The sequence below is a fragment of the Bradyrhizobium sp. SZCCT0153 genome (assembly GCF_018129995.1).
Classification (GTDB): Bacteria; Pseudomonadota; Alphaproteobacteria; order Rhizobiales; family Xanthobacteraceae; genus Bradyrhizobium; species Bradyrhizobium japonicum_G.
This window is the reverse complement of sequence record NZ_JAFCKS010000004.1, coordinates 618,838-642,208: the sequence shown is the minus strand read 5'-3', so window position 1 is coordinate 642,208 and position 23,371 is coordinate 618,838. Positions and strand designations below refer to the sequence as shown.

The window sequence follows — 23,371 nt, the reverse complement described above, 5'->3', positions numbered from 1 at the left end:
ACAGATCCTAATCACCACTAACGGGCTTCCTGGCCAGAGCACGCCTATCCTCTCAACATCGAAAGCATGGGTTTGCGCGTTTGCCGATTGCAAGCAGCCGCAAAGCCTGGAGAGGACCAACGATGTTGACCAATTCGCAGGGAGCGCCTGCCTGGACTGATTTTCCGGCCGGCCAGCGGGGTCACGAGATCCCCCAATCGACACAGGCGATCATTCGGGAGCGCCAATGGCGCCAGATCGATTGCGGCCCCGAGGCCGTCGAGGACATCACGGTTTCGCGATGGGAAGACCCGCGGAGCACGTCCTCGCACGAAGCGACGACGCCCGAGGATCGCTATTTCGTCGGCATCGCGTTGAAGACCACGCGCCTAAAACTGAGCCGGGACCGCCAGATCATTTTCGACGGCACGATGCCCGCCGGCACCCTCTATCTCACCGCGCCGTCGAAACCTCTCGCCGTGCAATTCCAGTCGCCCTGCGCCTTCCTGCACGTCCACATCGCCACGGAGCATTTTCCGGCGCAATTCGCCGCGACCGAAGGACTGAATGACCTCGTGCTGTTGCGCGACCCGCTCGCCGCCGAACTTGCCAAGGCGCTGATCGAACATGGCGACGCCGTGGACCACAAGTTTACGTGCTGCATCGGCCAGACCCTTGCGATGCATCTTGCGCGCGTGGAATTGCCGCGCGCCAGGGTCAATGCGTTGCCGAAATGGCGGCTGCGGCGCATCGAGCAATATGTCGCCGATCATTTCGACCGGTGCATCAGCCTGTCCGAGCTCGCCAACGTCGCCGGCCTGTCCAGAATGCACTTTGCGGCGCAATTCCGCACCGCGACCGGTTATCGCCCCCGGGAGTATCTGCTCAATTACCGGATCGAGCAGGCCAAGGCGCTGCTGGCGACGACCGAGCGGCCTCTGGCGGAGATCGCGCTTGCGGTCGGCTTCAGCACGCAGGCGCATTTTTCCACCGTCTTCAAGCGCATCAGCGGTCAATCACCGGCACGCTGGCGCCTCGCCAGCAAGGGCGAGCGGCCCGAGGTGAAGGCGCTTCCGCCGCGTCGTGCTTCTGCACAGAGGGAATGGATCAGCGCGGCCGCCTAAGCATTCAGCTCGCGCCCTCCTCCTCCCGGGCCCGCGAGCCTCTCGGGGCCGTCCCTGCACCCAACAGGGCGGCCCCGCTTTTTTCTACACCGGATCGAAAGCCCGGATCGGCGGCAGATTGCCGGTGAACTTCTCGACCTCGACCGTCGTGAGCTGGCCGGTGCAGCCTTGGGCGAACGATGAAGTGCCAATGTCGCGGGTGAGCACGTTCGGATTGCCGTGAACGCAGAGCGGCGCTTCGTCTTCGGGATCCATCGGATCGTACCAGGCGCCGGTCGGAAGCTGCACGACGCCCGGCGCGACGCCGTCGGTGACATGGACTGCGGCAAGGCACGCGCCGCGCGCGTTGAACAGGCGGATGATGTCGCCGTCCCCGATGCCGCGCGCGCTCGCATCGCGCGGATTCATGCGCGCGACCTCGCGGCCGCGATGCTTTGCCGCCAGCGAATGTCCGCCGAAATCGAGCTGGCTGTGCAGACGCGTCGCCGGCTGGTTGGCGACGAGGAAGCAGGGCGCGCCGGGCTTGGGCATGTCGGTCTTGTCGAGCCAGACCGGATGGCCGGGACAATCCGCGTCGCCATGGCCCGCAATCTTGGCGGAGAATATTTCGATGCGGCCGCTCGGCGTCGGCAGCGGATGATTGACAGGATCGTCGCGGAAACTGCGCAGCCGGCCGCCGTCATCGGGTTGCTGCGGCACGACCAGGCTGCCGCGCTGCCAGAAGTCCTCGAAGGCCGGGGCCTCAAGGCCGCGCGCTTCCAGCGATGCGCGGGTCGGCTCGTAAAGATGTTCTAGCCATTCTCGCGACGTGCGTCCCTCCGTGAAAGGCTCGCGCGCGCCGAGACGTTCGGCGAGATCGGCAAAAATCTCGTAATCGTCGCGCGCAAGGCCAAACGGCTCGGCGATCCGGTGCATGGCGACCATCAGCGGATCGTTGCTGGAATAGCCGATGTCCTCGCGCTCGAGCGTCATCGTCGAGGGCAGCACGATGTCGGCATGCCGGGCCGTGGCGGTCCATGCGAGCTCGTGCACGACCAGCGTGTCGACTTTCGCAAACGCCTTGCGCAGGCGGTTGATGTCCTGGTGGTGATGAAAGGGATTGCCGCCGGCCCAGTAGACGAGACGGATGTCCAGATAGGTGCGCGTCTCGCCGTTGTAGCGATAGGTGCTGCCGGGGTTGAGCAGCATGTCGGCGATGCGCGCCACCGGAATGAAATCACGGACGGCATTGCGGCCCTGCCCCAGCGTCGGCCCCGGCACGTCGTTGACGCGGCGGCCGTAATAACCGATCGCACCCAACGAATAGGCGTAGCCACCGCCGGGAAGGCCGATCTGGCCAAGGGCTGCCGCCAGCACCATGCCCATCCACACCGGCTGCTCGCCATGCTCGGCGCGCTGGAGCGAATGGGAGACGGTGATCAGCGCGCGCTTTCCGGCCAGGCGACGCGCCAGCCGGCGGATCGTGTCCGCGCCGACGCCGCAGATCGCGGCGGCCCACTCGGCGCTCTTCGGCTGGCCATCGGTTTCGCCGGTGAGATAGCGCAGGAAGACCGGCCACCCCTCCGTGTAGCGATCGAGGAAAGCCTGGTCGTGCAGGCCTTCGCTCGCCAGCGTGTGGACGATTCCGAGCATCAGCGCGGTGTCGGTGCCGGGCACGCATGTCATCCATTCGGCACCGGCCTCGACGGGCAGGTCTTCACGCAGCGGGCTGAAGAGGATGAACTCGCAGCCGCGCCGGCGCGCAGCTGCCATCGCGCCGCGCTCGACATGCTTGCTGATCGAGCCGCCGGCGACCATCGAGTTCTTCAACGCCATGCCGCCGAACGCCAGCACGATGTCGGTTTCGGCCGCGATCTGCTCCCAGGTGACGTTGCGCTTGGTGATGTCCTCGTAGCCGCAGAGGATCTGCGGCAGCAGCACCGAGGACGCGCCCGAGGAATAGGAATTCACAGAGCGTACATAGCCGCCCAGGGCGATGTTGAGGAAACGGTGCACCTGGCTCTGGGCGTGATGGAAGCGGCCCGCGCTCGACCAGCCATAGGAGCCGCCGAACACGGCACCGGGCCCGCGCGTGTCACGGATGCGACCGAGCTCGTCGCCGAGGAGATCGAGCGCCTTCTCCCAGCTGACGGAGACGAACTCGTCGCGGCCGCGGCGATCGTCCGGGCCCGGGCCACGCTCGAGCCAGCCGCGGCGGATCGCCGGCTGGCCAATACGCGCCTGGTGTCGCAGCGCACCGGGGAAATTGTCGATGATGCCGTTCGGATCGGGATCGCCCGCATACGCCCTGACCTCGAGCCCGGCCGCGCTTTGACGCGCCGAGAACACGCCCCAATGGGAGGTGTGCGGCTTGAAGCCGTCGGACAGGTCGAGGCCGGGGTCGGGGAAGCCAATCGTATCGTCCATCGTCTGATCCTTGTTCCGGGCACGGCATGGTCCGGCAGCCCCGCGTCATTCGGGTGCCAGTATACCGATCCACTTTCCGATGTCGTCAGGGTCAAGGCCTGCGGAAATGCCGGGCCCTCGTGCGCAATGAGAGGCTGGTGACCTTCGCCAGAGCGATGACGACGATTCGCAGGTCAATTTGTTCCTTTATTTTCAATACTTTATCTGACCACGATCGGAGTGGCCCTTTCGCAGGCGTACGCCATCTCTTGCAACGACACCGACATTGAAATGTGCGATATGCCGCCGGTCCTCACAGCAACATCGGTTTCGTCATGATCAAGCGCGTCTTGCCTTACGAGGGTCTGCTCCACGAAGTGGTCGAGCATAACGGCGTGCTTTACATCGGTGGCATCGTCCCCGAGGACACGAGTCTCGATATGTCGGGCCAGGCATACGACGTCCTCGGACAATTGGCCCACCTGCTGAAGACCCTCGGGTCCGATCTCGCCAACGTCTTGCAGGTCACCATCTACATGGCCGACCTCAAGGAGAAGGCAGAGTTCAATGCGGCCTGGAAGGCGCACTTCGCAGAAGCTCATCTGCCGGCGCGCGCCGCAATCGGCGTGGCCGATCTCGGTCCGGGCGTCAAACTCGAGATGACCGCAATCGCTGCCCGACAATAGCTTCAGATCAGTTTCTGCCGCGCGAGAAATTCGAGCTCGTGATCTGAAAGCCCAGTCAATTACGCCCCGTCATCGGAGCAGTGGCGTTGCGAGCGAAAAGGCGTCAGGGGGCGCTGGATGTGAGGTCCCCATTTCGCCGCTGCACGCTCACCTCAGGGAGATCATGATCGAGCTGAGGTTGGCGGCGAACTCCAGCCCGGCCTTTGGTCCCTGCAGCACCATCGTGACACCTCTGTCGTTGCGCAACTGAACGCCGTTGATGCCGCCGATCAGGGCGGCTCCGCCGCCGACCGAGCTGTACGTACCGGCAAAATCGCCGACCTCTCGAATTCCTGAAGCCCGGCCCTCGAGCCGTCCAACCGTGGCGCCGGCGGTGAAACCCAAGCTCAACCCGGTGACACGGAATGGATAATGGCGGCCCCGATAAGTCAGCACCCCGCTGCCGGCGCCACCACCCAAGAGCAGCCCCGCCTTGACGATCTTGACGCGGACCTGGGCGGACGCCTGCGCGAACGAGGGGGTCATCGAGGCGAGGAGCGCGAGCAACACGAGTGGTGCGAGACGCCCAAGCAGCCGGCGCGATATCTCCGTGCGTCGCTCAGGGTTTTGCAGCATCGACCTTCTTCCAGGTCTGGTCCGGATCGAACTCGGTCATGCGGGGAGCGAGGACCTTGGTCCGAGTCCCCAGATCCTTCTGATAGACGATGCCCGCATGGTTGACCAGGAAGGTCATCACTCCGGAATTGCCGTACTCGGCAGGCCAGGCGATCAGCGCAAAGCCCCCGATCATCTTGCCTTTGACGACATAGTTGAGCACGCCGCCCGGCGCGTTTGCGCCCTGCCCCTTCAGGATGCGGAAATAGTAGCCGTGATAGGGCGCCGGCCCCTCCTCGGCCTTGTAGCCCTCGGTCGAAGCCTGTGCCGCCAGTGCGCCGAGCGGGCTCGGGTCACTGTCGTCGCGCCAGAACAACCCATCCTTCTTGCCCGCACTGCTGACGATGCGCTGTGCGTACACGCCGGCTCCCTCGCCGCGATCCTTATCGGCGTACTCGTTCTCCGCATCGACAAAGGCGAGGCTGGTCTGGATCGCGTCGAGCTCGTTGCGGCCGATACGGCGATACAGGATCTCGATGCGGCCTTCGGCGGTGTCGAACTCCCAGCCGGTCTTGGTGTTGACGAGCGGGATCGGGAACGGGAAGTCGTCCGGCCCCAGCATCAGCGTCGCTTTCTTGTTACCCTCCGCCTTGATCGAATGTTTCGCATCGTACATCGAGGTGAAGCGTTTCCGGATGTCGACGTCGGCCACCTCGTCGCCGGACGAGACGATGTCGTCGGCGGCGCTGCCGAGCACTTTCAGGATGGCCCTGTCCGGCCCGCTCTTGACGGCGGTGGCGAGCGCCGCCGCTGCTTCCTCCGGTGTCGGATAGGACTGCTGCGCGAGCGACGGCGAACCCATGAGCGCCAGTGCCATGATGGCCGGCACAACCGCACGATGAACCGTATTCAAGCCCATCATGGCGTCACCTCCGCAGGAATCTTCGCGCCGCCGGCGAGCCAATCGCGGTAGGTGCGGAATTTAAGACCGAGCTTTTCGTAATAGACCCGGAGATAACCGTCCGCTCCGCGGGTGACAGCTTTCGGCATCACCTCCTCGACCTCCTGCGCGATGACGCCGACATAGGCCTTGTCGCTGCCGATATAGTTGAAGCGATAATAGCCGAGTCCGTTTGCGAGATGGCCAAGCAAGACGACATCGTGCTTCAGCGAGATGTCGGAACGGCGCCCGCCGCCACCACCGCCGCGGCCGCCTCCACCGCCACCACCGCGGCCGGCGAAGCTGGCGCCGCCACCGCCGCCACGCGGCCCCGCGCTCGCCATGCTGGCGTGACCGCGGGCCGACGCCGCCGCCGCCGAGCGGCCCGACGATACGTTCAGCGCACTTCCGCCGCGTGAGCTGCCGCCACCACGGTTCGCAGCCGCAGCACCGCCCTTGCCACCGCCTGCTTTGTTGCCGGCGCTCTTGGCACCGGCATTTTTGGCACCCGCATTTTTGGCACCGGCATTCTTGGCACCACCCTTGGCCGCACGATCACCTCCGCCCTTGGCGCGATCCCCCGCACCCTGGCCACCTCGATCGCCGGCGCGGTCTCCTGCACGATCTCCCGCACGATCTCCAGAACCTGCCCGGTCCTGTCCCGGCTTCAACACTTGCTGTCCGTCGCGTCCGCGGAAATCCATCCGGTCGGAGGCACCGGCCTTCAGGTTGCTATTGCCGAAGCGCTGCTGAACATTTGCGTTGTTGTAGCGAACGCCCTGGCGATGCGACGGATTGTGTTGCCAGCCATTTCCAACGTTGGTGGTTCGGTGATTGATGTAGACGTTGCGGTTGCCCCAGTTGCAGCCACCGCCCCAATAATTGCCCCAGCGGCCAATGGCCCAGGCCGTGCCGAAGGCGAGACCCGCCGCGACGACGCCCGCACCAATGTAGGACGGGTAACCGAAGTAATACGGCGGATACTCCGCGTAGGGCCACTCGCCGTAGACCGTCGCCGGCTCGTAATACGGCACGTACATCGTATCTGATACGGCCGGTTCGATCACGATCACCTGCCTGCTCTCCTGGGTCTGGACGCTGACCTTCTGCTGCTTGGTGGTGACCAGCTTCTTGTTGTCAAAGGCCTTGGAACGGAGCCGCTGGACCGCATCCATCACGTCCGGCTGCTGCGCCAGCACGGCGTCGCCGAGCGCCTTGGTCCAGTCGAGCTTGTCACTCATCATCGTGAGGACGTCGGCGGTCGAGGCCAGTGCCTTGACGCTGTCGTCCCAGGATTGCTTCTCGACCTCGGTCTTCAGGGCATCGCCCATCAGGGTCTTGCGCTCTTTCAGCCAGCGATCGGCCTGCACGACTTCCAGAGGATAGGTGGATGCCGCCAGCACATTGGCGAGCAGTTCGTCGGGATAGAGCGCGATCGGCGCCACCAGTGCCTCGAGCTGCTCGGGCTTGAGCAACTCGACAGTCGGCGGCGGCTGGCTTGACGGTTGTGCCTGACCGCCCGGGGCAGTCGGGGTGCCAGCCGTTTGAGCGACCGCAGCGACCGGGATCGCCAGCAGCAGCGCCATCGCGATCAAGGTCTTGCCGCAACGAAACATCACATCCTCCCTCGGGCCTCGCAGCGCGAGCATCCTGGAAGGTCAACAGCCTTCATTGATCAAGATCAAAGGAACGCGCATCCGGCGCGGGGAGGAAACCTGCTGCGACGCCAGAGCGATACGGCGGTATCAAGCCGATTTCGCGCTGCCGCGACCGATCGGAAGCCTAACGGTGAAGAGCGCGCCCCCCGATGGCTGATTTTCAGCGGCGATACGCCCTTGATGCGCCTCGACAATGGTGCGGACGATGGCCAGCCCCATGCCCATGCCTTGCGGCTTGGTGGAGAAAAACGGATCGAAGATCGTATTCAGGTCGCCGGGCGCAATGCCCTGCCCGTTGTCGGCGACCTTGATCTCGGCATGGCTGCCGGCGTGGACCGCCGTGACGCTGATTTCGCGCTTCCTCGGGTCCGCGTCGGACACCGCGTCGATTGCGTTCATGATGAGATTGAGCATGACCTGTTGCAGTTGAACAGGGTCCCCCTTGACGTGCAGCTCGGTCGGGGGCGGAACATAATTCAACACCACACCCTGTCCACGCGCCAGATCGCCCACAAATCCCATCGCCTCGCGCACCGTCTGATTGAGGTCGATGTCCCTGATCTCGAATGGCGTCTTCTTCAGCACGCTGCGAAGCCGGCGTATCACTTCACTGGCGCGCTGGTCGTCCCGCTTGATGTCGGCGAGAATATCGGCGATTTCCCGGAGGTTCGGCGAGGTGCTCCTCAGCATGAGCTCCGCAGTCTCCGCATTGGTGAGGATGGCGCCCAGCGGCTGGTTGAGTTCGTGCGCGACCGACGTCGTGAGTTCGCCGGCGGCCGCGTAGCGGTTGACATGGGCGAGCTCCACCATCCGCTGGCGCGCCTCGACCTCGGCTAGGCGGCGGCGGCGGTGCTCATGGAGCAATCCGCTGATCAACGCCCCCTGGATCAGGATCACGCTGGCAAGCAGCACCAGCTGCCAGCGATATCTGTCCCAAATGGTTGCCTCGCGAAACAGGATATCGCTGCCCTCGGGCAGATTGCTCTCGCTGATGCCCCAGCGCTGCAACTCGCGCCAATCGTATCTCGGCGACGCGAACCGAAGCGGCTCGATCTTGATCGCGCTGGGCTTCTCGCCGCCGAGAAGGCGGATCGCAACGTTGACGGTCGCCTGGCTCGCTCCCGCGATCGAATGCATCGGGCCGCCGACGGTGTCGTGACCGAAGAACGCCTCCTGGTAGGAAAAAATCGGCGCGTTGGCGACCGCATGCAGGCTGCGCAGCGCGAGATCACCTTCGTGTGCGATACCGGCGCCATCGACGGACATCAGATGCCAGAACAGCACCGTATGCGGCGGAAGCGCCGACGCCCGATGAAGAATCTGTTCAAATGCCAAGTCTGCATACCAGACGAATGCGACCCGGTTTTCGAACGGCTTCGCTTCCCTCTTGATCTCCTCGAGCCAGAACTTCTCAAGCGGCGAAGAGCCGATGACGACGGCAATCGTCTCGGTCTCCGGCATGACTTGAAGAATACTGCCGAAGAACGCCGGGAAGTCGTTGTGAACGGCGACGACAACGTCGCTGTCGGTCAGTTCGATGCGGTTCACCAGCCGTTGTTCGACCGCCGTCAGCACCATGGGCGTGTCGCGGAATAGCTGGTCACGATGTTTCTGGACAAACCTTGCCGCCGGCGCCCCAATGCTCATCACGATGTCGGGCGGGTTGTCGCGATAAAGCGAGCGGAGATAGGCGACGAACGGTGCCTCCGGACCCGGATCGTTGAACCGCGCCGTCAGGAGCGTGTGCTCCTGCAGGTCGATTGGCCACGGCGATTGCTGCTGGAGGTCGGCCCGGATGGTGCGGGCATATTCGCTCCATGGTCTGAAGTCGCGTCCGAAGGAGTGGAGCATGAGGACGCGCTTGGGCTGGCCACGCGGCTCGCTGCTCGCGGCGGCCGGCAGCATGGCCCAAACCAGCAGGCAGACGACGACACGCGCAGCTACCCCGGGCCAGACCATGTTGACCGCGCCGATGGGAATGCGCCCGTTCATTCTATTCCCCGGCAGCCTCAAAAGTCTAAACGGCGGCTATTACAGCACAACTCTTGCGCTAACGCACTGCGCCTCTATCGCCCTTCGGCCGCGCCGCTCAAGCGCTCGAGTCCGGCAGCGCCGACAGCAGAATCCGGCGGTCGTGGATCAGGCTCTGAAGGCGATGCGCGGCAACGTTCAGGGTCGTGACATCGAGCGCGTTCTCGTCTCCCGCCGCCGTCCTGGCCCGCTGCGCCTGGAGAACCCGGTCAATCTCGGCCTCGATCTCGGACAGTTCGGTTTCCGCGCCGGTCGTGCGTATCCGCGCACCCAGCGCATAAAGCGAATCCAGGTCGTGCTCATCCTTCGAAGGATCGCCCGCCCGAAGGAATTTCCACGCGGCCGCCAGCACCGACACAAGCCCGCCCAGGATCATCGGCGCGAGGAAGATCGCGTTTCCCCATTCGTCCAGAAAGCTCTGCTGTGTGCCGTTGTAGAACGCGGCGGCGCCGGGATGGACCGGGAGGAAGGCGTCCGAATCCGTGCTCGGCGCTGTCATTTGCGAGAGGATCGGCAATTCGCCGAGCAGGTCCCTGCGCGCCTTCATCAGCGCGTCAGCCAGGCCGCCGGCCACCTTTGCGCTGAGCTGCTTTTGCGCGACCACATAGAATGAGACCCGCAGCGTGGTGATATCCTCGCTCGGGACAGGAGGCGAACCGCGCAACGTGCCCTTCGGGACATCGAAGCTTTCAAATGCGCGCTGCTTCGCGGCGATGGCACCGGCGGCATCGATGGGAAGCAGAACCGGCGCGGTCTTCGGCGTCTGCAAAAACAGGCCGCGCAACAGAGCGAGGTATTTTTCGGCGAGAGGAACGACGATCAGAATCGCCCGGACCTCCTTGGTGTCCAGCGCGCGCCGCGCGTCTGGCGGCTGGAGATTGCGGAACGTCACGTTGGCGCGGGCCAGGCCATATTCGTCGCTCAGGACGTTGACGATCTTGCGATTGATCTCGCCGCCGATCACGCCGACGCTGGTGCGCTTCAAGCCGGCGATGTCGGTGATGGACGATCCCGGCGGAGTCGCCAGCAGAACGACGGCATGGGCGAGCACCACGACGGCCTGGGCCTGCGACAGATCGCCGACGTCGCCGCGCACGACGGCGAGATCGACCTTCTCGGCCGCAAACAAATCGGCCGCGTCAACAGCGCTGGTCGTCTCGACCAGCTTGAGGCGCACCGGAGCATTGACCGCAGCGAGCCGGCTCGCCAGCGCCGCTACCAGCCGTGTGGCCTCCCGGTCCAGGGATCCGACCGCGATAGTCAGCACCGTCGGGCGGGAATACCAGCGATAGCCGAACAGGCCAGCCCCGAGAACCAGCACGACCAAGCCGGCGACGATGACGAAACGAAACCATATCGGCATTCTCGCTGAGACCATGCGGCTCTCGCAGAACAGATGACGTTCGCAGGCCGGACGGGCTAATCTCACTCCGCCTGGAGCAATTTGCCCGCTCGATTTGGTAGCGCGTCGAACCCGATCAGTGTCCGCTGAGCACCAGCGTCTTGATCGGCAGCAGCAGCGCCTGAATGCGCAGCAGCATCGCATGCACCAGCCCGACGCCGTCGACGACATGCAAGGCAATGGCGCGGACGGTGCTGGTCTCCTTCGCCGAGATCTCCTCGTGATTGCTGGTGTAGGCGTTGACGATGCAGCTGCTCCCCGGAGTGACGCCTTCAAGGCCGCCTTTGTAGAGCGGCTCCAGGAAGGCGAGTATCGAACCCGGCTTCCGTGCATTCTGAAGTTCAATCAATTCCTGGCCAGCCTGGACCTGGCCGGCGGCGATGTAATCCTGCACATCGGTGACAATGAGCGGAATGATCACCCACGGCTTGGAGATGCAGGTCGCTTCCGCGACCATCCCTACCTTCATCACCCCCGCTTCAATCTGTCCAAACCCGGCCTGCAGCCCACCCTTGCCGGATTCTGTCGGTATCAAAACACCGGCTGGTCGCATGATCTGTGCAACAAGATCGCCGGGCCGAACGAAGAACTGTTCGACCCGCCCATCGACGCCGGCGCGAACGAAGGTCTTGTCGAGATCGACCTGTGCCTGCGCCATCGCGGCGGAGGCGCTGGCTCTCTCCGCGGGCAGCAGCGTGGAGACTCGCAAGGACGCGGATTCCCGTGTGGCATTCGCGGCGTCGATACCGGCTTGCCGTCCGTTGACCACCACTTGCAACTTCTCGATGTCACGCTGCGGCACGATGCCGGGATTGCGACGCTGCAGCTCGGATTTCACATCCAGTTCGTCCTTGGCCTGCTGAAAGGAGGATTTCGCCTCCTCCAGCTGAGCCTCGGCCTTGACGACGTCGGCGCGCGCCGAAATCAGCGAAGCATCGACTTCGGCAACCTTGCTCCTGGCCGTTTCCAGAGCGGCCTGCTGTTTCGAACTGTCCAGCGTGAACAGGACGTCGCCTTGCTTCACCGACTGGCTGTATCTGACCTTGACCTCGGCGACGCGCCCCGAACCCTCGGGAAGAATCGGCACGGTCCGGAAGTAGATTGCCGCCGAGTTGGTCGCCGGATGAAAGTAGAAGATCATGGTGATCAGCGACACCGTGAGCATCAGGCAGCCGGTGATGCCCCAGCGCAGCTCGTACCAGATGGAAAAGAACGTGATCTCCTTGCCGAAGCGCTTGCCCTGGGCATAGCGGCGGTAGAGATAGTCCGGCAGGATGGTCAGAAGGGAGCAGAACATGAGCTCAAACATGGCTGCGCTCCTTCTCCTTCGGGACTGACGTCTCTATCGGCGCGGGGCTCGGCTGGTCGGGCTCGCGCGCCTCGCCCGGCGCCGCATCAGCGATCCTCTCGACGGAGCCGGCAATGCTGCGTAGCGGCGTGCCGAAATCGGGCAGGTCGATCATCGCGAGCAGCAGACCCGCCACCCAGAAAATGTGCAAGTGCGTAAAGAGCGAGATAATGCCCAGCACCGCCACGATCTCAAACTGCAGCTTCTGCGATTTGTGCGCCATCCGCTCGGGTAGGCTGTGCAGCTTCCAGTAGAGCGTGCCCACCCAGAGCACGGTACCGACCAGGAAGATCCCCATCACCACCATCAGCACGTCGGTCCCGCTTCCCGGCGCGAGATAGAACGGCAAATGATGAGGGGCCAGCGGATGAAGTTGCTCGCTCAATGCTCTTCTCCACGGAAGGGACCAGGGCGGCTTATGCACCGCACGGCCACCGTGGCCACGCAGGTGAGAAATTGCTTGATATGAATCAAAGGTCGAGACGGCGCGAAACCTAGACTAGTCCTGACTCTGCCCCAACAGCAAGCCAGGAACCATGCCCGGCATCGATGATCTCATTCCCAACGCACTGCAAATCCGCAAGGAAGCCGCGCTCGAGGAAGCCAGAAAGGCCGAGGAATATGTTCGCCTCGCCGCGGCGGCCGAAGCCGAGAAACGCGACTTGATCGAACGGCTGAGCAAACCGTCCGGCAAGTCCGAGGAGGAGAAGATCAAGCTCGCCTCGACCATCATCCAGCGCGCGGTACGCAACGGCCTGACCGAAGTACAAGTCTATCGCTTCCCGAATACGCTGTGCACCGACAAGGGCCGCGCCATCAACCAGATGGAGGCAGGCTGGGAGAAAACGCTGACGGGAATTCCAAAGGAGATCTTCGAGCTCTGGACCGAATACCTCAAGCCGCGCGGCTATCGGATCGGCTATCAGGTCATCGACTTTCCCGGCGGCGTGCCCGGCGACATCGGGGTGACCATTTCCTGGGGGGACTGATCGCGGTTTGGCCGCATTGACGCAATGGAACGCGAAGCATGGCAAAGGCCGGGGCGATGGAACGGATGAAGCGCAAGGATTACGAGAAGGAGCTCGAAAAGCTCCAGGTCGAACTTTGCCATCTCCAGGACTATGTCAGGGAAAACAAGCTTCGGGTCATCGTGCTGTTCGAGGGGCGGGACGCAGCCGGCAAAGGTGGCACGATCAAGGCGATCACGGAAAAGGTCAGTCCGCGCGTGTTCCGCGTGGTTGCGCTGCCGGCGCCGTCGGACCGCGAGAAGTCGCAGCTGTTCTTTCAGCGCTACATGAAGCATTTTCCAGCCGGCGGCGAGGTCGTGATCTTCGACCGCAGCTGGTACAACCGCGCCGGCGTCGAATACGTCATGGGCTTCTGCTCGCCCGCCGAGCACGACCGCTTTCTCTCGCTCTGTCCGCAGATGGAAAAGTACGTCATCGACGGCGGCATCATCCTGATCAAGGTCTGGCTCGAGGTCGGAATGGAGGAGCAGGAGCGCCGCTTCACGGCTCGCATCGACGACCCGGTGCGGCAGTGGAAGCTCAGCCCGATGGATCTGGAATCCTTCAAGCGCTGGTACGATTACTCACGCGCACGCGACCTGATGCTCAAGAAGACGAGCACGAAGCATGCGCCATGGTACATCATCCGCTCCGACGACAAGCGGCGGGCGCGGCTGAACTGCATCGCGCATCTGCTCAGGGCGATCCCCTACAAGCGGATCAGGAAGACCAAGGTCAAGCTGCCCAAGCGTTCCGACAAGGGACGCTACAACGACCAGGCCACCCTGCGCGGGATGAACTTCGTCACCGAACGATATTGACGAGACGATCAGGCCGCGCCTGGACGCGGCCCGATCGTTGGTCTACTTCAACCGTATCGTCACACCGCCGACGGCGGCCGACACTTCCGCGCCGACCTTCGGTCCGCTGAGCTGGAGGATCACGCCGTTGCCGTTCTGCAACTGAACGGCCCCGGCGCCCGCGGCAACGGCGCCGCCCGCGCCGCCCGCCGCGTAGGAGCCTTCGATGGACTCCGGTCCCCTCAGATTGAGGGCGCGGCCGACCAGCTTGGTGGTCGAGGCGCCGATCGTGAAACCGACGCTCATGCCGGAGACCGTGAAGGGATATTTCTTGCCGCGATAAAGCAGAACCCCCTCGCCGCCACCGACGCCGACGATGAATCCGCCCTTGGTGAAGACCACGGCAACCTGGCCGGTCTCGGCACGCGATGGCGTGCTGAAACCGGCGATGCTTGCAAGCGCGGTGGCCAGGACGGCGCAGATGGCGACTTTTCTCATGACTTTCGTTTCCCTTTGGTTGTGATGCCGAGCTATTGGGCAAGGAGCATTGCGAAGTAGCCGAACACGGTGAGCAGGATGCCCGACACGGCGTAGCCGACCGGGAATCCGATCCAGGGCACGGAGCTCTGGATTTCCACCGCCGCTTCGCGGCACGGACCGGAGTGCGACCGCGCGCCGGCAACGCCGCCCATCAGCACCGCGGGGTTGATCTTGAAGACGTGGTAGCCGATCGCCCAGACGACGAAAGGCGGGATCGTGCAGGCGATAAAGCCGGCGACGAATATCTTCAAGGCAACCGCACCCGTGAGCTGCGCCAGCAATCCGGCGCCGGCATTGACGCCGACGATGGCGACGAAGACGACGAGGCCGAGATCCTCCAGCACGTTGCGCGCCGCGTTCGGCGTGTTGCCGAAGAAGCGCAGCCGCGAAACCAGCGACGAGACGATCACGCCCGATAGCAATAGACCGCCGGCGTTTCCGAGGCCGATCTTGGCACCGAAGGCCGGAAACTCGATCATGCCGATCAGGAAGCCGATGATCATGCCCGCGGCGAGCGTGAGAAGATCGGTCGAGGTGTTGGTCCGCGCAATGCGCCCCCACATCTCGCCGAGCTCGTTGACGGCCGATTTGAGACCGACAACGGAGATGATATCCATCCGCTGCAACTCGGTCTTGAGACCGGCGGCAAGCGGCACACCACCACGCTCGACCTTGGTGACCTGCAACTGGCCCGCCAACGCTGTCTCGCGGAACGATTCGAAGGTGCGTCCGACCATCTCCTTGTTGGTGACGAGGATGTCCGCCTGGTCCATGGGAATACCGAGCGCCTTGGCATCGGCAACCTCGGGGCCGATCAGGCCCATCTTGTCGGTCAGATGCTCGGTCGCGCCACCGAGCGCGACGACGTCTCCCTTTTGCAGCACGATTTCGGGATCGGCTCCCAACGGTTGACCGCCCCGCACCACGTTGACGATGCGGTATTCCGGGTTGATCGTGCGGAATTTGGCGATGCTCATGCCGACCTGGGCCGGATTGTCGAGCCGGTAGGCGCGCAGACCGAACTGCCGATAGCCGGTCAGGCCGCCGCCCTCGAGATCCTTGACGCCGAACTCCTTCTCATACTGCGTGGCAGCCGCCTTGGCGTCGACACCCCACCAACGCGGCAGGTACTTGCAGATCAAAATGATGCCGACGGTACCCCAGATATAGGTGATGCCGTAGGACAGCGCGATCATGCCGGTCGCGTCCTCAGGCTTCATCCCTTCGGGAAGCTTCACGACACCCGAGGTGATTGCCTGCTCGGCCGAACCGATCGCGGCCGACATGGTCTGCGACCCCGCCAGCATGCCGCCGGCGGCGCCGATCGGCAGCGCGAAGAGCTTTGAAAGAATGACGACGAGCGCCAGACCGAGCACACTCGACACCACCGCCAGGAGCACGAATTTGATGCCGTCCCCCCTCAGGCTGTTGATGAAGGACGGCCCGACGCGCAAGCCGACGCCGTACATGAAGAGGTAGTAGAACAGGCTCTTGGCGAAGTTGTTCAGCTCGAGCTTCACGCCGTAGCTCGAAGCCCAGACGGCTAGGCCGGCGCCGACCACGATGGCGCCAGCGACCATGCCGAGGCCGTAACCCTTGATGCTGGCCCGGCCGATCCAGACGGCGAGCCCGACGACGAAGAACAGCAACAGAAACGGATTCTGCTGCAAGAACGTGAAAAACCCTAGCATGGTCGTCCCCTATCTATGATGCGGCCTTCAGCTTCGGCGTCGCACCGGGCTTGGGCCGGCCAATCTTCGCCAGGGCTTCGGCACGTACGAGCTTCAGCCCTTCCTTGGCGTCGTAGCCGTGGATTTCCTTCACATCGAGCTTGCGCATGAAGTCGATGGTTTCCTGGGTGATGACCTGTCCCGGCACCATGATCGGGAAGCCCGGCGGGTACGGGATCACGAAACTGGCAGACACGAGATCGGGACCGGCCTTCAGACGACGGTCGATCTCGGGATCGGCCAGCCGGATATATTCGCACCCCGCCGCGTCATAGGCCGAGTAGAAACCGCTGCGGATGTCGCCTTCGTTGGTCTTGGTGCCGGCATCGCCACGGAAACTCTGGTGGAAATGCGAAAAGTTCGGCAAGTCCGGCACGTCCGTCATCAGGCTCTTGACCCGCGCCTCGAAGGTCTTCTTCGCATTGACGCCGCCCTGAACCAGCCCGCGATCGACCTCGCCCGCGATCTCGGCCAGCACTCTTACCAGATGCGCAACGTCGCTGCGCGTGTTGTTGATGTTGGACTGGAACAACACCGAGTTGCGTGACGTCTTGTTGATCTGGATATCGTACTCGTTGGCCAGGATTCCCTTGAACTGCGTGCCGTCGTAGCCGGCGGTGCCGCACACCAGGGTCATGCGGGTCGGATCGAGGCAGAACTCGTCGTCGTCCAGGCTCTTCAGGGCGTTCGCCCAGTTCATGCCGGGGGCCAGATAGTCGGTAAAGCCGCTCTGGCGGTATTGCGCCGGCACCATCGCGTCCGCGCCGAGAATCCGGAAGTATTTGGAGATCAGCGGATTGTTGTTGACCGCCTGGCGGATCGCGAAAGCGATTTCGATCGCATTGGACACCAGACCATAGCCCTCGAGCTCCATCTGGCGCCGCGATACGTCGAGGCTCGCGATGATCTGCTGGTTCGGGCTGGTCGATGCATGCGTGAAGACCGCCTCCTTGAACTGCTGCTCGACGGTGTGGAATTCGACGTCCTTGACGGACAGCATCGAGCCCTGCCGGATCGCCGACATCGACTTGTGGGTCGAGTTGGTCTGGTAGACGCGCAAGCGGATCTGACGCGGATCCGGGATCAGCCTGGTCTTGAGCAGCACCTCGTCCGAGGGGGTCTTGCCGAGCTCGGCCTGTTGCTTCTCGTAAGCCGCGACCGATTTCGGATCGTGCATCCAGGCCTCGATCTCATTGGCGGCGCCCATCGCGGTCCGTCGCCGCAGGAACGGCGAGAATCGCGCAAAGCCGAACCAGGCTTCGTCCCAGAGGAAGATCAAGTCGGGCTTGATGGCGAGGCATTCCTCCATCACCCGCCGGGTGTTGTAGATGTGGCCGTCAAACGTGCAGTTGGTCAGGTCAAGCATCTTGACACGGTCCAGCCGGCCATCGGCCCTGGCGTTCAGCAGGGCCTGCTTGATGGTCTTCAGCGGCACCGCGCCGTACATCGAGTATTCCGTCATCGGAAACGCTTCGACGTAGATCGGCTGGGCGCCGGCCAGCACCATCCCGTAGTGGTGCGACTTGTGGCAGTTGCGATCGACGATCGCGATGTCGCCCGGCCCAAGCAGCGCCTGCACCGCCATCTTGTTCGAGGTCGAGGTGCCGTTGGTCACGAAGAAAACGCGGTCCGCACCGAGCGCGCGCGCCGCCTTGTCCTGCGCCTTCTTGATGTTGCCGGTCGGCTCCAGCAGGCTGTCGAGACCGCCGGTGGTGGCGCTGCTCTCGGCAAGGAACAGGTTCAAGCCGTAGAATTCGCCCATGTCGCGGATCCAGTCCGACTTGAACACGGATTTTCCGCGCGCGATCGGCAGCGCGTGGAACGTCCCGATCGGGCGTTGTGCGTATTTCTTGAGATTGTCGAAGAACGGTGTGTCGAATCGATCCTGGATACCTTCGAGGATGGAGAGATGGAGTTCGAGGAGCTCTTCGATCGAGTAGAATATCCGCCGAACCACGTTGGCGTCGGGATCTCCCGCCATCTTCTCGACGTCGCGATTCGACATCAGATAGAGGTCAAGCTCGGGACGTACCCGCTTGATGATGTGTGCAAGCCGGAGTGCGGACGCGTCGGTCTCGTCATTGATGCCCGCCGTCGCGGTCATGGTGCGCAGGATCGGTGCGTTGTGACGCGAGCGCAGGCCAAACCCTTCGTTGATGATCACGGCCGCGATGGTGGGATTGAGCATCGTCGCACAAAAGGCGTCTTCAAGACTGCCGACGATCACCGGCTCATAGACGAAGGAATCCACCGGACGTCGCAGCTTGCGCCATTCGGCAGCGAGCGCCGGCCATTTGTCGGACGAGAGGCCGGTGACGATCAGCGTTTCAAAATAGGGCCGATGGCCCTCATGCGACCCGAAACTCGAGGGCACGAGCTCGGGCGCATCGCCGTTGCCGTCATCCCTGGCATTCCAGTCGCCGGCATGTTGGCGGAAGGATCTCGTCATCAGGGCCTGCGTGATGCGCGTCGCAAGGCTCAGTGAGCCCGCCGCATCGCCCGCCGAGGCCGCCTCCCGCAACGCCGCCATCAATTGCAGCCCGGGATAGCCGTGAAACTCCTCTATGACGGAAAGATCGGCCAGCGCCGCATCATACTTCGCGCGGTCGCCGCCGCGCGCCCATGCCTTGGCTGCCTCGACCAGATCGCGCCAGTCGTCCGCTCGCCCGCCGGGCCCGGAAATGAACTGATCGATGCGCTTTTCTGCTGGCTTGGCGTCCTTGGACATGTCTCTCTCCGGATCTTTTGCAAAGTCCCGGCCGCATCGTGGTGCCCGCTCACCTCGGTCCATTGATCCAAGTCAACGGTCGCGCATCTTGAACAGGCCTGGAACACTTCGCGATGCAATATCGTCCGGGCGGCTGCCGCGCGAAGGACGGCGAGCGATCAATGGGACAGGTCAGAGCCGGCCGGCCAACAAGTCCGCCGGATCCTCCGGTTTGGGATCCGGCGATTGCCCGGCTTTGCCCTCTCCCAGCACGCTGTCGAGCGAGCGGAGCCACGCTCCGCTGTCGGTCTTTTCCGCCAGACCCTCAGCCCTCAACAGATCGCGCAACTGTGCATGCGCGCCAACGATCGCGAATGCGATCTTCCGGGAGGCGAGTTCGTCATAGAGATCGTGCAACATACGCGCCCCGGCCAGATCGATATAGGGCGAGGCCGAGAGATCGCAGACGACCAGCCTGATATCGACCGACCTCAGCAAGGTGTCCAACACCGCTTCCAGGATCGTTTCGGCATTGATATAGAGCAGCGAGGCTTCGGGTCGAAAGGCGATGATTCCGACCAGCGGCTCGACGCCTTCATGTCTCGCATTGTCGGAGTAACGGCCGGTCCCTTGCAGGCGACCAAGGAAAGCGACATTCGGGCGTGAGGCCCGCGCCAAAAGCAGAACGATCGATGCAATGGCCGCCAGCAGGACGCCCTGTAATATCCCGAGGAGCAACACTGCCAGCAGCGCAATGGCCGCGGCATAAAAGTCGATGCGGCTGACTTGCCACATCCGCAACAGCGCGCGTATGTCCACCAGTCTGTAGACGGCGGCAAAGACGATCGCCGCAAGCACTGCCTTGGGCAGATTCGTCAACAGGCCCGTGAAGAACAGCAGGCATAGCGCAAGCGTCGCCGAACAGATCATCAGCGCCAGCGGCGTGCGCGCCCCTGCGTTGTCGTTGACCGCAGATTGTGACAGCCCTCCGGCCACGGGATAGCCGTGGCCGAATGCCGCTACGAGGTTCGCCGCGCCGAGCCCCAAAAATTCCTGCCGGACATCAAGCGCATAGCCATGCTTGGCAGCGAAGCTGCGGGCGGCGGACACGCCTTCTATGTAGGCCAGCAGCACGCAACCCGCAGCCAGCGGGAAGAGCTCGTCGGGCTCCAACAGACCGAACCTGGGCAAGCCGATTGACGGCAATCCCTCGGGAATCTTGCCGGTGACCGGCACGCCAAGCGACGGAAGCCCGAGCAACGTCGCAACGACGATCGACAGCGCCATGATCGTGAGCCCGACCGGCCTCCCGGGCAGCCGCCGTTCTCCCACCAGCAGGAAGAAGAGCGCGATGGCTCCGATCGCGAGAACCAGCCAATTGATGCCGCCGAGCTGTCCGGCAAGCTTGATGGCGCGATCGAAGAAATTGTGACCGCCGCCAGCGACGCCGAACAGGCTCGGCAACTGGCTCATCATGATGGTGAGTCCGGCGCCGGCCTTGAATCCGACCAGGATGCTGTCACTCACCAGGCGGACGAGAACGCTGAGCTTGAACAGCCAGGAGATCAGACAGAGCAGCGCCACCGCGCATGCCGCCAGGCTGGCGATCTCGGCGTATTTTGTCGCGTCTCCGCCCGCCAACGCTCCGACGGAGGCCGCAATCATCAACGAGATCGCGGAGGTCGGACCAACTGCAAGCTGACGCGACGACCCGAGCAGCGCATAGCCGATGCCGCCAAGCATGTAACCGTAGATTCCGATCTGGGGCGGCAGGCCCGCCAGCGCAGCATAGGCGAGCGACACGGGAATGGCGTAGGCCGCGAGGGTGATGCCGGCGACGGCGTCCGGGCGCAGCCAGGCGCTGCGGTAGTGCGCAAGCCATGTCGCCGGCGGAAACAGGAAAGTCCAGCGCGCTCTCCGCTCGGAAGTCGTCATAGGCTGGCCTCGTCGCGCGGGGCTTCGCAGAGCAACAGCACGACCAGCAGTGCGATCACGGGCAAACCGAGCGCCAGATTCGGGATTTGCTTGGTCGCGAAGGCGCCGAGGGCGGCCCCGAGGCCAAAAGTGAGGCACAAGGTAGCGAAAATACCTGGAGGGCGCAGCGATCCATCGCCGGACGCTGCAGCGAACGCACCTTCAATCGCCTGCCGCATATTGCCCGTGATCATCACCGAACTGAAGACAACGCCCTCGACCCGGGTGAAGACGGCGCTCTGTATGGCGGCGACGAATGAAATGCCGAGCGTTCCGGCGAGATCCGGCAGGCGGTTGTGCAGGACGGCGATGACGACCAAAAGCACGATCTCGACCAGCGTGCTGATCACCCTGGCGCGCTCGCCGGTTGCGCGGCGCAGCCATGCCGCGATCACGATACCGGCCGCGAACGCGAGGATCGGTGGAACGAAGTGGAGCGCTTTCGTCCAGTCGCCGATCGACCCATAGACCCAAAGCAGAACGAGATTGGCGGTCTGCGCGTTGGCCATCACGCCGTGGACGATCCAGGTATAGGCGTCGAGATAGCCGCCGGCGAAGGCCAGCAGCAGCGCGATTGGCACCGTTTCGTCGCGGCCTATCGACGACACAGGGGCGATATCCATCGTGCTCATGTCCGAACGCCGGGTCTTGGGTGCTGTAGAGCCTGAACAGGGAGCGGCTTAGCCCTCGGCAGGGGTTGATCTGGATCAAGCATCGCCGGGTTTCACGAACCAGATTTGGCGCAAATCGCTGGAGGGCATGCGTCATGAGCACGGTCAGATGGATCATCTCCGCCGCTCCGGAAATCTTCCTGCTGCTGTCGGTCGCACTCGGCACCATTCTTGGCCGCGTCCGGATCCACGGCTTTTCGATCGGCACCACGGCGTGCACGCTCATCATCGCCGTCCTCATCGGGCAGCTCGGCACATTCACGTTTCCCTCCCTGCTCAGGGTCATTCTCTTCAGCCTTTTCGTGTTTACGATCGGTTACCGGTCCGGACCCGAGTTCTTTGCCTCGCTGAGCATCCGGACCCTGGCGCAGGTCGCGCTCGCGCTCGTGCTCGGTGGGACCGGCCTCGTCATCGTTCTCATATTTGCCCATGTGTTCGCGCTCGGTCCCGGCACCGCTTCCGGTCTTGCTGCAGGAGCCCTGACACAGTCCTCGGTCATCGGCACCGCATCTGGCGCACTGGCCCAGCTCGGACTCGCCAAAGAGGTGCTGGAGCAGCAGGACGCCAATATTGCCGCCGGCTACGCCGTCACCTACGTGCTCGGCTATATCCTCACGCTCCTGTACGTGCCGTTTGTCGCGCCGAAATTGATGCGGATCGATTTGAAAGCGGAAGCCGCAAAGCTCGAGGCGGAGCTTTCGGGTGGCGACCCGCCACAAACTGAAAATCTGCACTATCGAAAATTCCAGGCCCGCGCCTACCGGGTGTCGGTCGCGGCAGGACGGACCGTCGGCGCCGTCGAAGGCGAGATCGGCAGTCGTAGCGTGGTCGAGCGGATCGTGCGTCAGGGCGCCGACGTCGAGCCGCATCTCGACACCGTTCTTGAAGCAGGCGACGACATCGTCATCGCAGGACGGACCGCGGTTCTTGTTGCAGCAAAGCCGATCATTGGCACCGAGATCGACGCCGACGAGATTCTCAGGGCAATCCCCGGCAACGTGGTCGATGTCCTCATCGACAACCGCAAACTCCATGGCCGCTCTGTCAAGGACGTCGCCGAACGCGTCGGCGACAACGCGCGTGGCGTTTTCCTGCGCACATTGACGCGGATGGGACGCGAGGTCCCGTTGAGCGCGGACACCCGCGTCTATGTCGGCGATGTCATGACGCTGGTCGGCAGCACCCGCAATATCGAGCGCGCCGCCGCGAAGGTCGGCCAGATTCTGCGCTCGGGCGACCGCACCGACATCGCGTTCCTTGCCGCGGGCATCGCCGTGGGCCTGCTCGCCGGTCTCGCGAGCGTCAAGATCGGCTCAGTCCCGCTCACGCTGGGCGGTGGCGGCGGCGCCCTGATCGCCGGGCTGTTCTGTGGCTGGCTGCGCTCGAGGCGGCCCACGATAGGCGCAATGCCGCCCGCGGCACAGCAGACGCTCAGCGATCTCGGGCTCGGCGGCTTCATCGCAGCGATCGGGCTCGGCAACGGCCATGCGGCATGGGTTGCGATCCAGTCGCACGGCATGCTGCTGGTCGGCATGGGCCTGGTCGTCACGCTGGTGCCGCTCGTTGTTACAACCCTGTTCGCCCATCGTGTGCTGCGGATGAACCCGGTCATTATTTGCGGCGCGCTGGCCGGAGCCATGACGGTCGACGCCGCCGTAACCGGTGCCTGCGATGTTGCCGAAAGCCAGACGCCGGTGCTCGGGGTCGCCGTGCCTTACGCGGTCGGCAATGTCGTCCTGACCGTGCTCGGCCCGATTATCGTGGCCAGCACATTCGCCGGTTGAGCGAGGCGCGC

18 protein-coding genes are annotated in these 23,371 nt (G+C 63.7%); 5 read left to right on the top strand and 13 right to left on the bottom strand.

The window, feature by feature from the left end; translation table 11 throughout:
- The first annotated feature begins 122 nt into the window (after window positions 1–122).
- Window positions 123–1,103 carry a helix-turn-helix domain-containing protein gene (locus tag JQ572_RS21335; protein WP_211384770.1) on the top strand — a complete coding sequence of 327 codons (981 nt, stop codon included), beginning with the start codon at window positions 123–125 and terminating at the stop codon, window positions 1,101–1,103.
- 84 nt (window positions 1,104–1,187) lie between these two features.
- Here JQ572_RS21335 and JQ572_RS21330 read toward each other — a convergent pair whose 3' ends face one another.
- Entirely contained in the window at window positions 1,188–3,509 is a 2,322-nt protein-coding gene (locus tag JQ572_RS21330) for a molybdopterin guanine dinucleotide-containing S/N-oxide reductase (protein WP_211384769.1), read from the bottom strand.
- 314 nt (window positions 3,510–3,823) lie between these two features.
- On the opposite strand from JQ572_RS21330, the gene JQ572_RS21325 reads away from it, so the two are divergent.
- Window positions 3,824–4,174, top strand: coding sequence for a RidA family protein (locus JQ572_RS21325; RefSeq protein WP_211384768.1), 351 nt, complete (start codon window positions 3,824–3,826; stop codon window positions 4,172–4,174).
- Between the two features lie 147 nt (window positions 4,175–4,321).
- Here the strand turns inward: JQ572_RS21325 and JQ572_RS21320 are convergent, their stop codons facing one another.
- From JQ572_RS21320 to JQ572_RS21290, 7 genes are all read right to left on the bottom strand, one after another.
- Window positions 4,322–4,789 carry a hypothetical protein gene (locus JQ572_RS21320; protein ID WP_211384767.1) on the bottom strand — a complete coding sequence of 156 codons (468 nt, stop codon included), beginning with the start codon at window positions 4,787–4,789 and terminating at the stop codon, window positions 4,322–4,324.
- Window positions 4,773–5,690, bottom strand: a complete 918-nt coding sequence (locus tag JQ572_RS21315) for a DUF2950 domain-containing protein (RefSeq protein ID WP_211384766.1) — start codon at window positions 5,688–5,690, stop codon at window positions 4,773–4,775. The genes JQ572_RS21320 and JQ572_RS21315 overlap by 17 nt, the downstream gene beginning before the upstream one ends.
- On the bottom strand, window positions 5,687–7,324 hold the full coding sequence (locus JQ572_RS21310) for a DUF3300 domain-containing protein (RefSeq protein WP_211384765.1): 1,638 nt from the start codon (window positions 7,322–7,324) through the stop codon (window positions 5,687–5,689). Before JQ572_RS21310 ends, JQ572_RS21315 begins: the two co-directional genes overlap by 4 nt.
- A gap of 129 nt (window positions 7,325–7,453) precedes the next feature.
- The gene (locus JQ572_RS21305; protein ID WP_211384764.1) at window positions 7,454–9,358 is read right to left on the bottom strand and encodes a sensor histidine kinase; all 1,905 of its coding nucleotides are present in this window, start codon (window positions 9,356–9,358) and stop codon (window positions 7,454–7,456) included.
- A gap of 97 nt (window positions 9,359–9,455) precedes the next feature.
- Entirely contained in the window at window positions 9,456–10,775 is a 1,320-nt protein-coding gene (locus JQ572_RS21300; protein ID WP_211384763.1) for a TAXI family TRAP transporter solute-binding subunit, read from the bottom strand.
- A gap of 100 nt (window positions 10,776–10,875) precedes the next feature.
- Window positions 10,876–12,108: an HlyD family secretion protein gene (locus tag JQ572_RS21295; protein WP_211384762.1), complete on the bottom strand. Its 1,233-nt coding sequence runs from the start codon at window positions 12,106–12,108 to the stop codon at window positions 10,876–10,878.
- Complete coding sequence (locus JQ572_RS21290; protein ID WP_249129146.1) at window positions 12,101–12,532, bottom strand: hypothetical protein; 432 nt, start codon at window positions 12,530–12,532, stop codon at window positions 12,101–12,103. The genes JQ572_RS21295 and JQ572_RS21290 overlap by 8 nt, the downstream gene beginning before the upstream one ends.
- Window positions 12,533–12,683: 151 nt before the next feature.
- On the opposite strand from JQ572_RS21290, the gene JQ572_RS21285 reads away from it, so the two are divergent.
- Window positions 12,684–13,136 carry a hypothetical protein gene (locus tag JQ572_RS21285; protein ID WP_211384761.1) on the top strand — a complete coding sequence of 151 codons (453 nt, stop codon included), beginning with the start codon at window positions 12,684–12,686 and terminating at the stop codon, window positions 13,134–13,136.
- A 38-nt stretch (window positions 13,137–13,174) separates the two neighbouring features.
- Window positions 13,175–13,975: a polyphosphate kinase 2 gene (ppk2, locus tag JQ572_RS21280; RefSeq protein WP_211384760.1), complete on the top strand. Its 801-nt coding sequence runs from the start codon at window positions 13,175–13,177 to the stop codon at window positions 13,973–13,975.
- 42 nt (window positions 13,976–14,017) lie between these two features.
- Here ppk2 and JQ572_RS21275 read toward each other — a convergent pair whose 3' ends face one another.
- From JQ572_RS21275 to JQ572_RS21255, 5 genes are all read right to left on the bottom strand, one after another.
- Window positions 14,018–14,452 (bottom strand): hypothetical protein, encoded by a 435-nt coding sequence (locus JQ572_RS21275; RefSeq protein ID WP_211384759.1) that lies wholly within the window; start codon window positions 14,450–14,452, stop codon window positions 14,018–14,020.
- A 32-nt stretch (window positions 14,453–14,484) separates the two neighbouring features.
- Window positions 14,485–16,185 carry an aspartate:alanine exchanger family transporter gene (locus JQ572_RS21270; protein ID WP_211384758.1) on the bottom strand — a complete coding sequence of 567 codons (1,701 nt, stop codon included), beginning with the start codon at window positions 16,183–16,185 and terminating at the stop codon, window positions 14,485–14,487.
- Between the two features lie 13 nt (window positions 16,186–16,198).
- Window positions 16,199–18,952, bottom strand: a complete 2,754-nt coding sequence (locus JQ572_RS21265; RefSeq protein WP_211384757.1) for a decarboxylase — start codon at window positions 18,950–18,952, stop codon at window positions 16,199–16,201.
- Window positions 18,953–19,123: 171 nt separating this feature from the next.
- Window positions 19,124–20,866 carry a SulP family inorganic anion transporter gene (locus JQ572_RS21260; RefSeq protein WP_211384756.1) on the bottom strand — a complete coding sequence of 581 codons (1,743 nt, stop codon included), beginning with the start codon at window positions 20,864–20,866 and terminating at the stop codon, window positions 19,124–19,126.
- Entirely contained in the window at window positions 20,863–21,537 is a 675-nt protein-coding gene (locus JQ572_RS21255) for a YoaK family protein (protein ID WP_211384755.1), read from the bottom strand. The genes JQ572_RS21260 and JQ572_RS21255 overlap by 4 nt, the downstream gene beginning before the upstream one ends.
- 134 nt (window positions 21,538–21,671) lie before the next feature.
- Here JQ572_RS21255 and JQ572_RS21250 point away from each other — a divergent pair, with 134 nt between their 5' ends.
- Window positions 21,672–23,360, top strand: coding sequence for an aspartate-alanine antiporter-like transporter (locus JQ572_RS21250; protein ID WP_211384754.1), 1,689 nt, complete (start codon window positions 21,672–21,674; stop codon window positions 23,358–23,360).
- Window positions 23,361–23,371 lie beyond the last annotated feature (11 nt).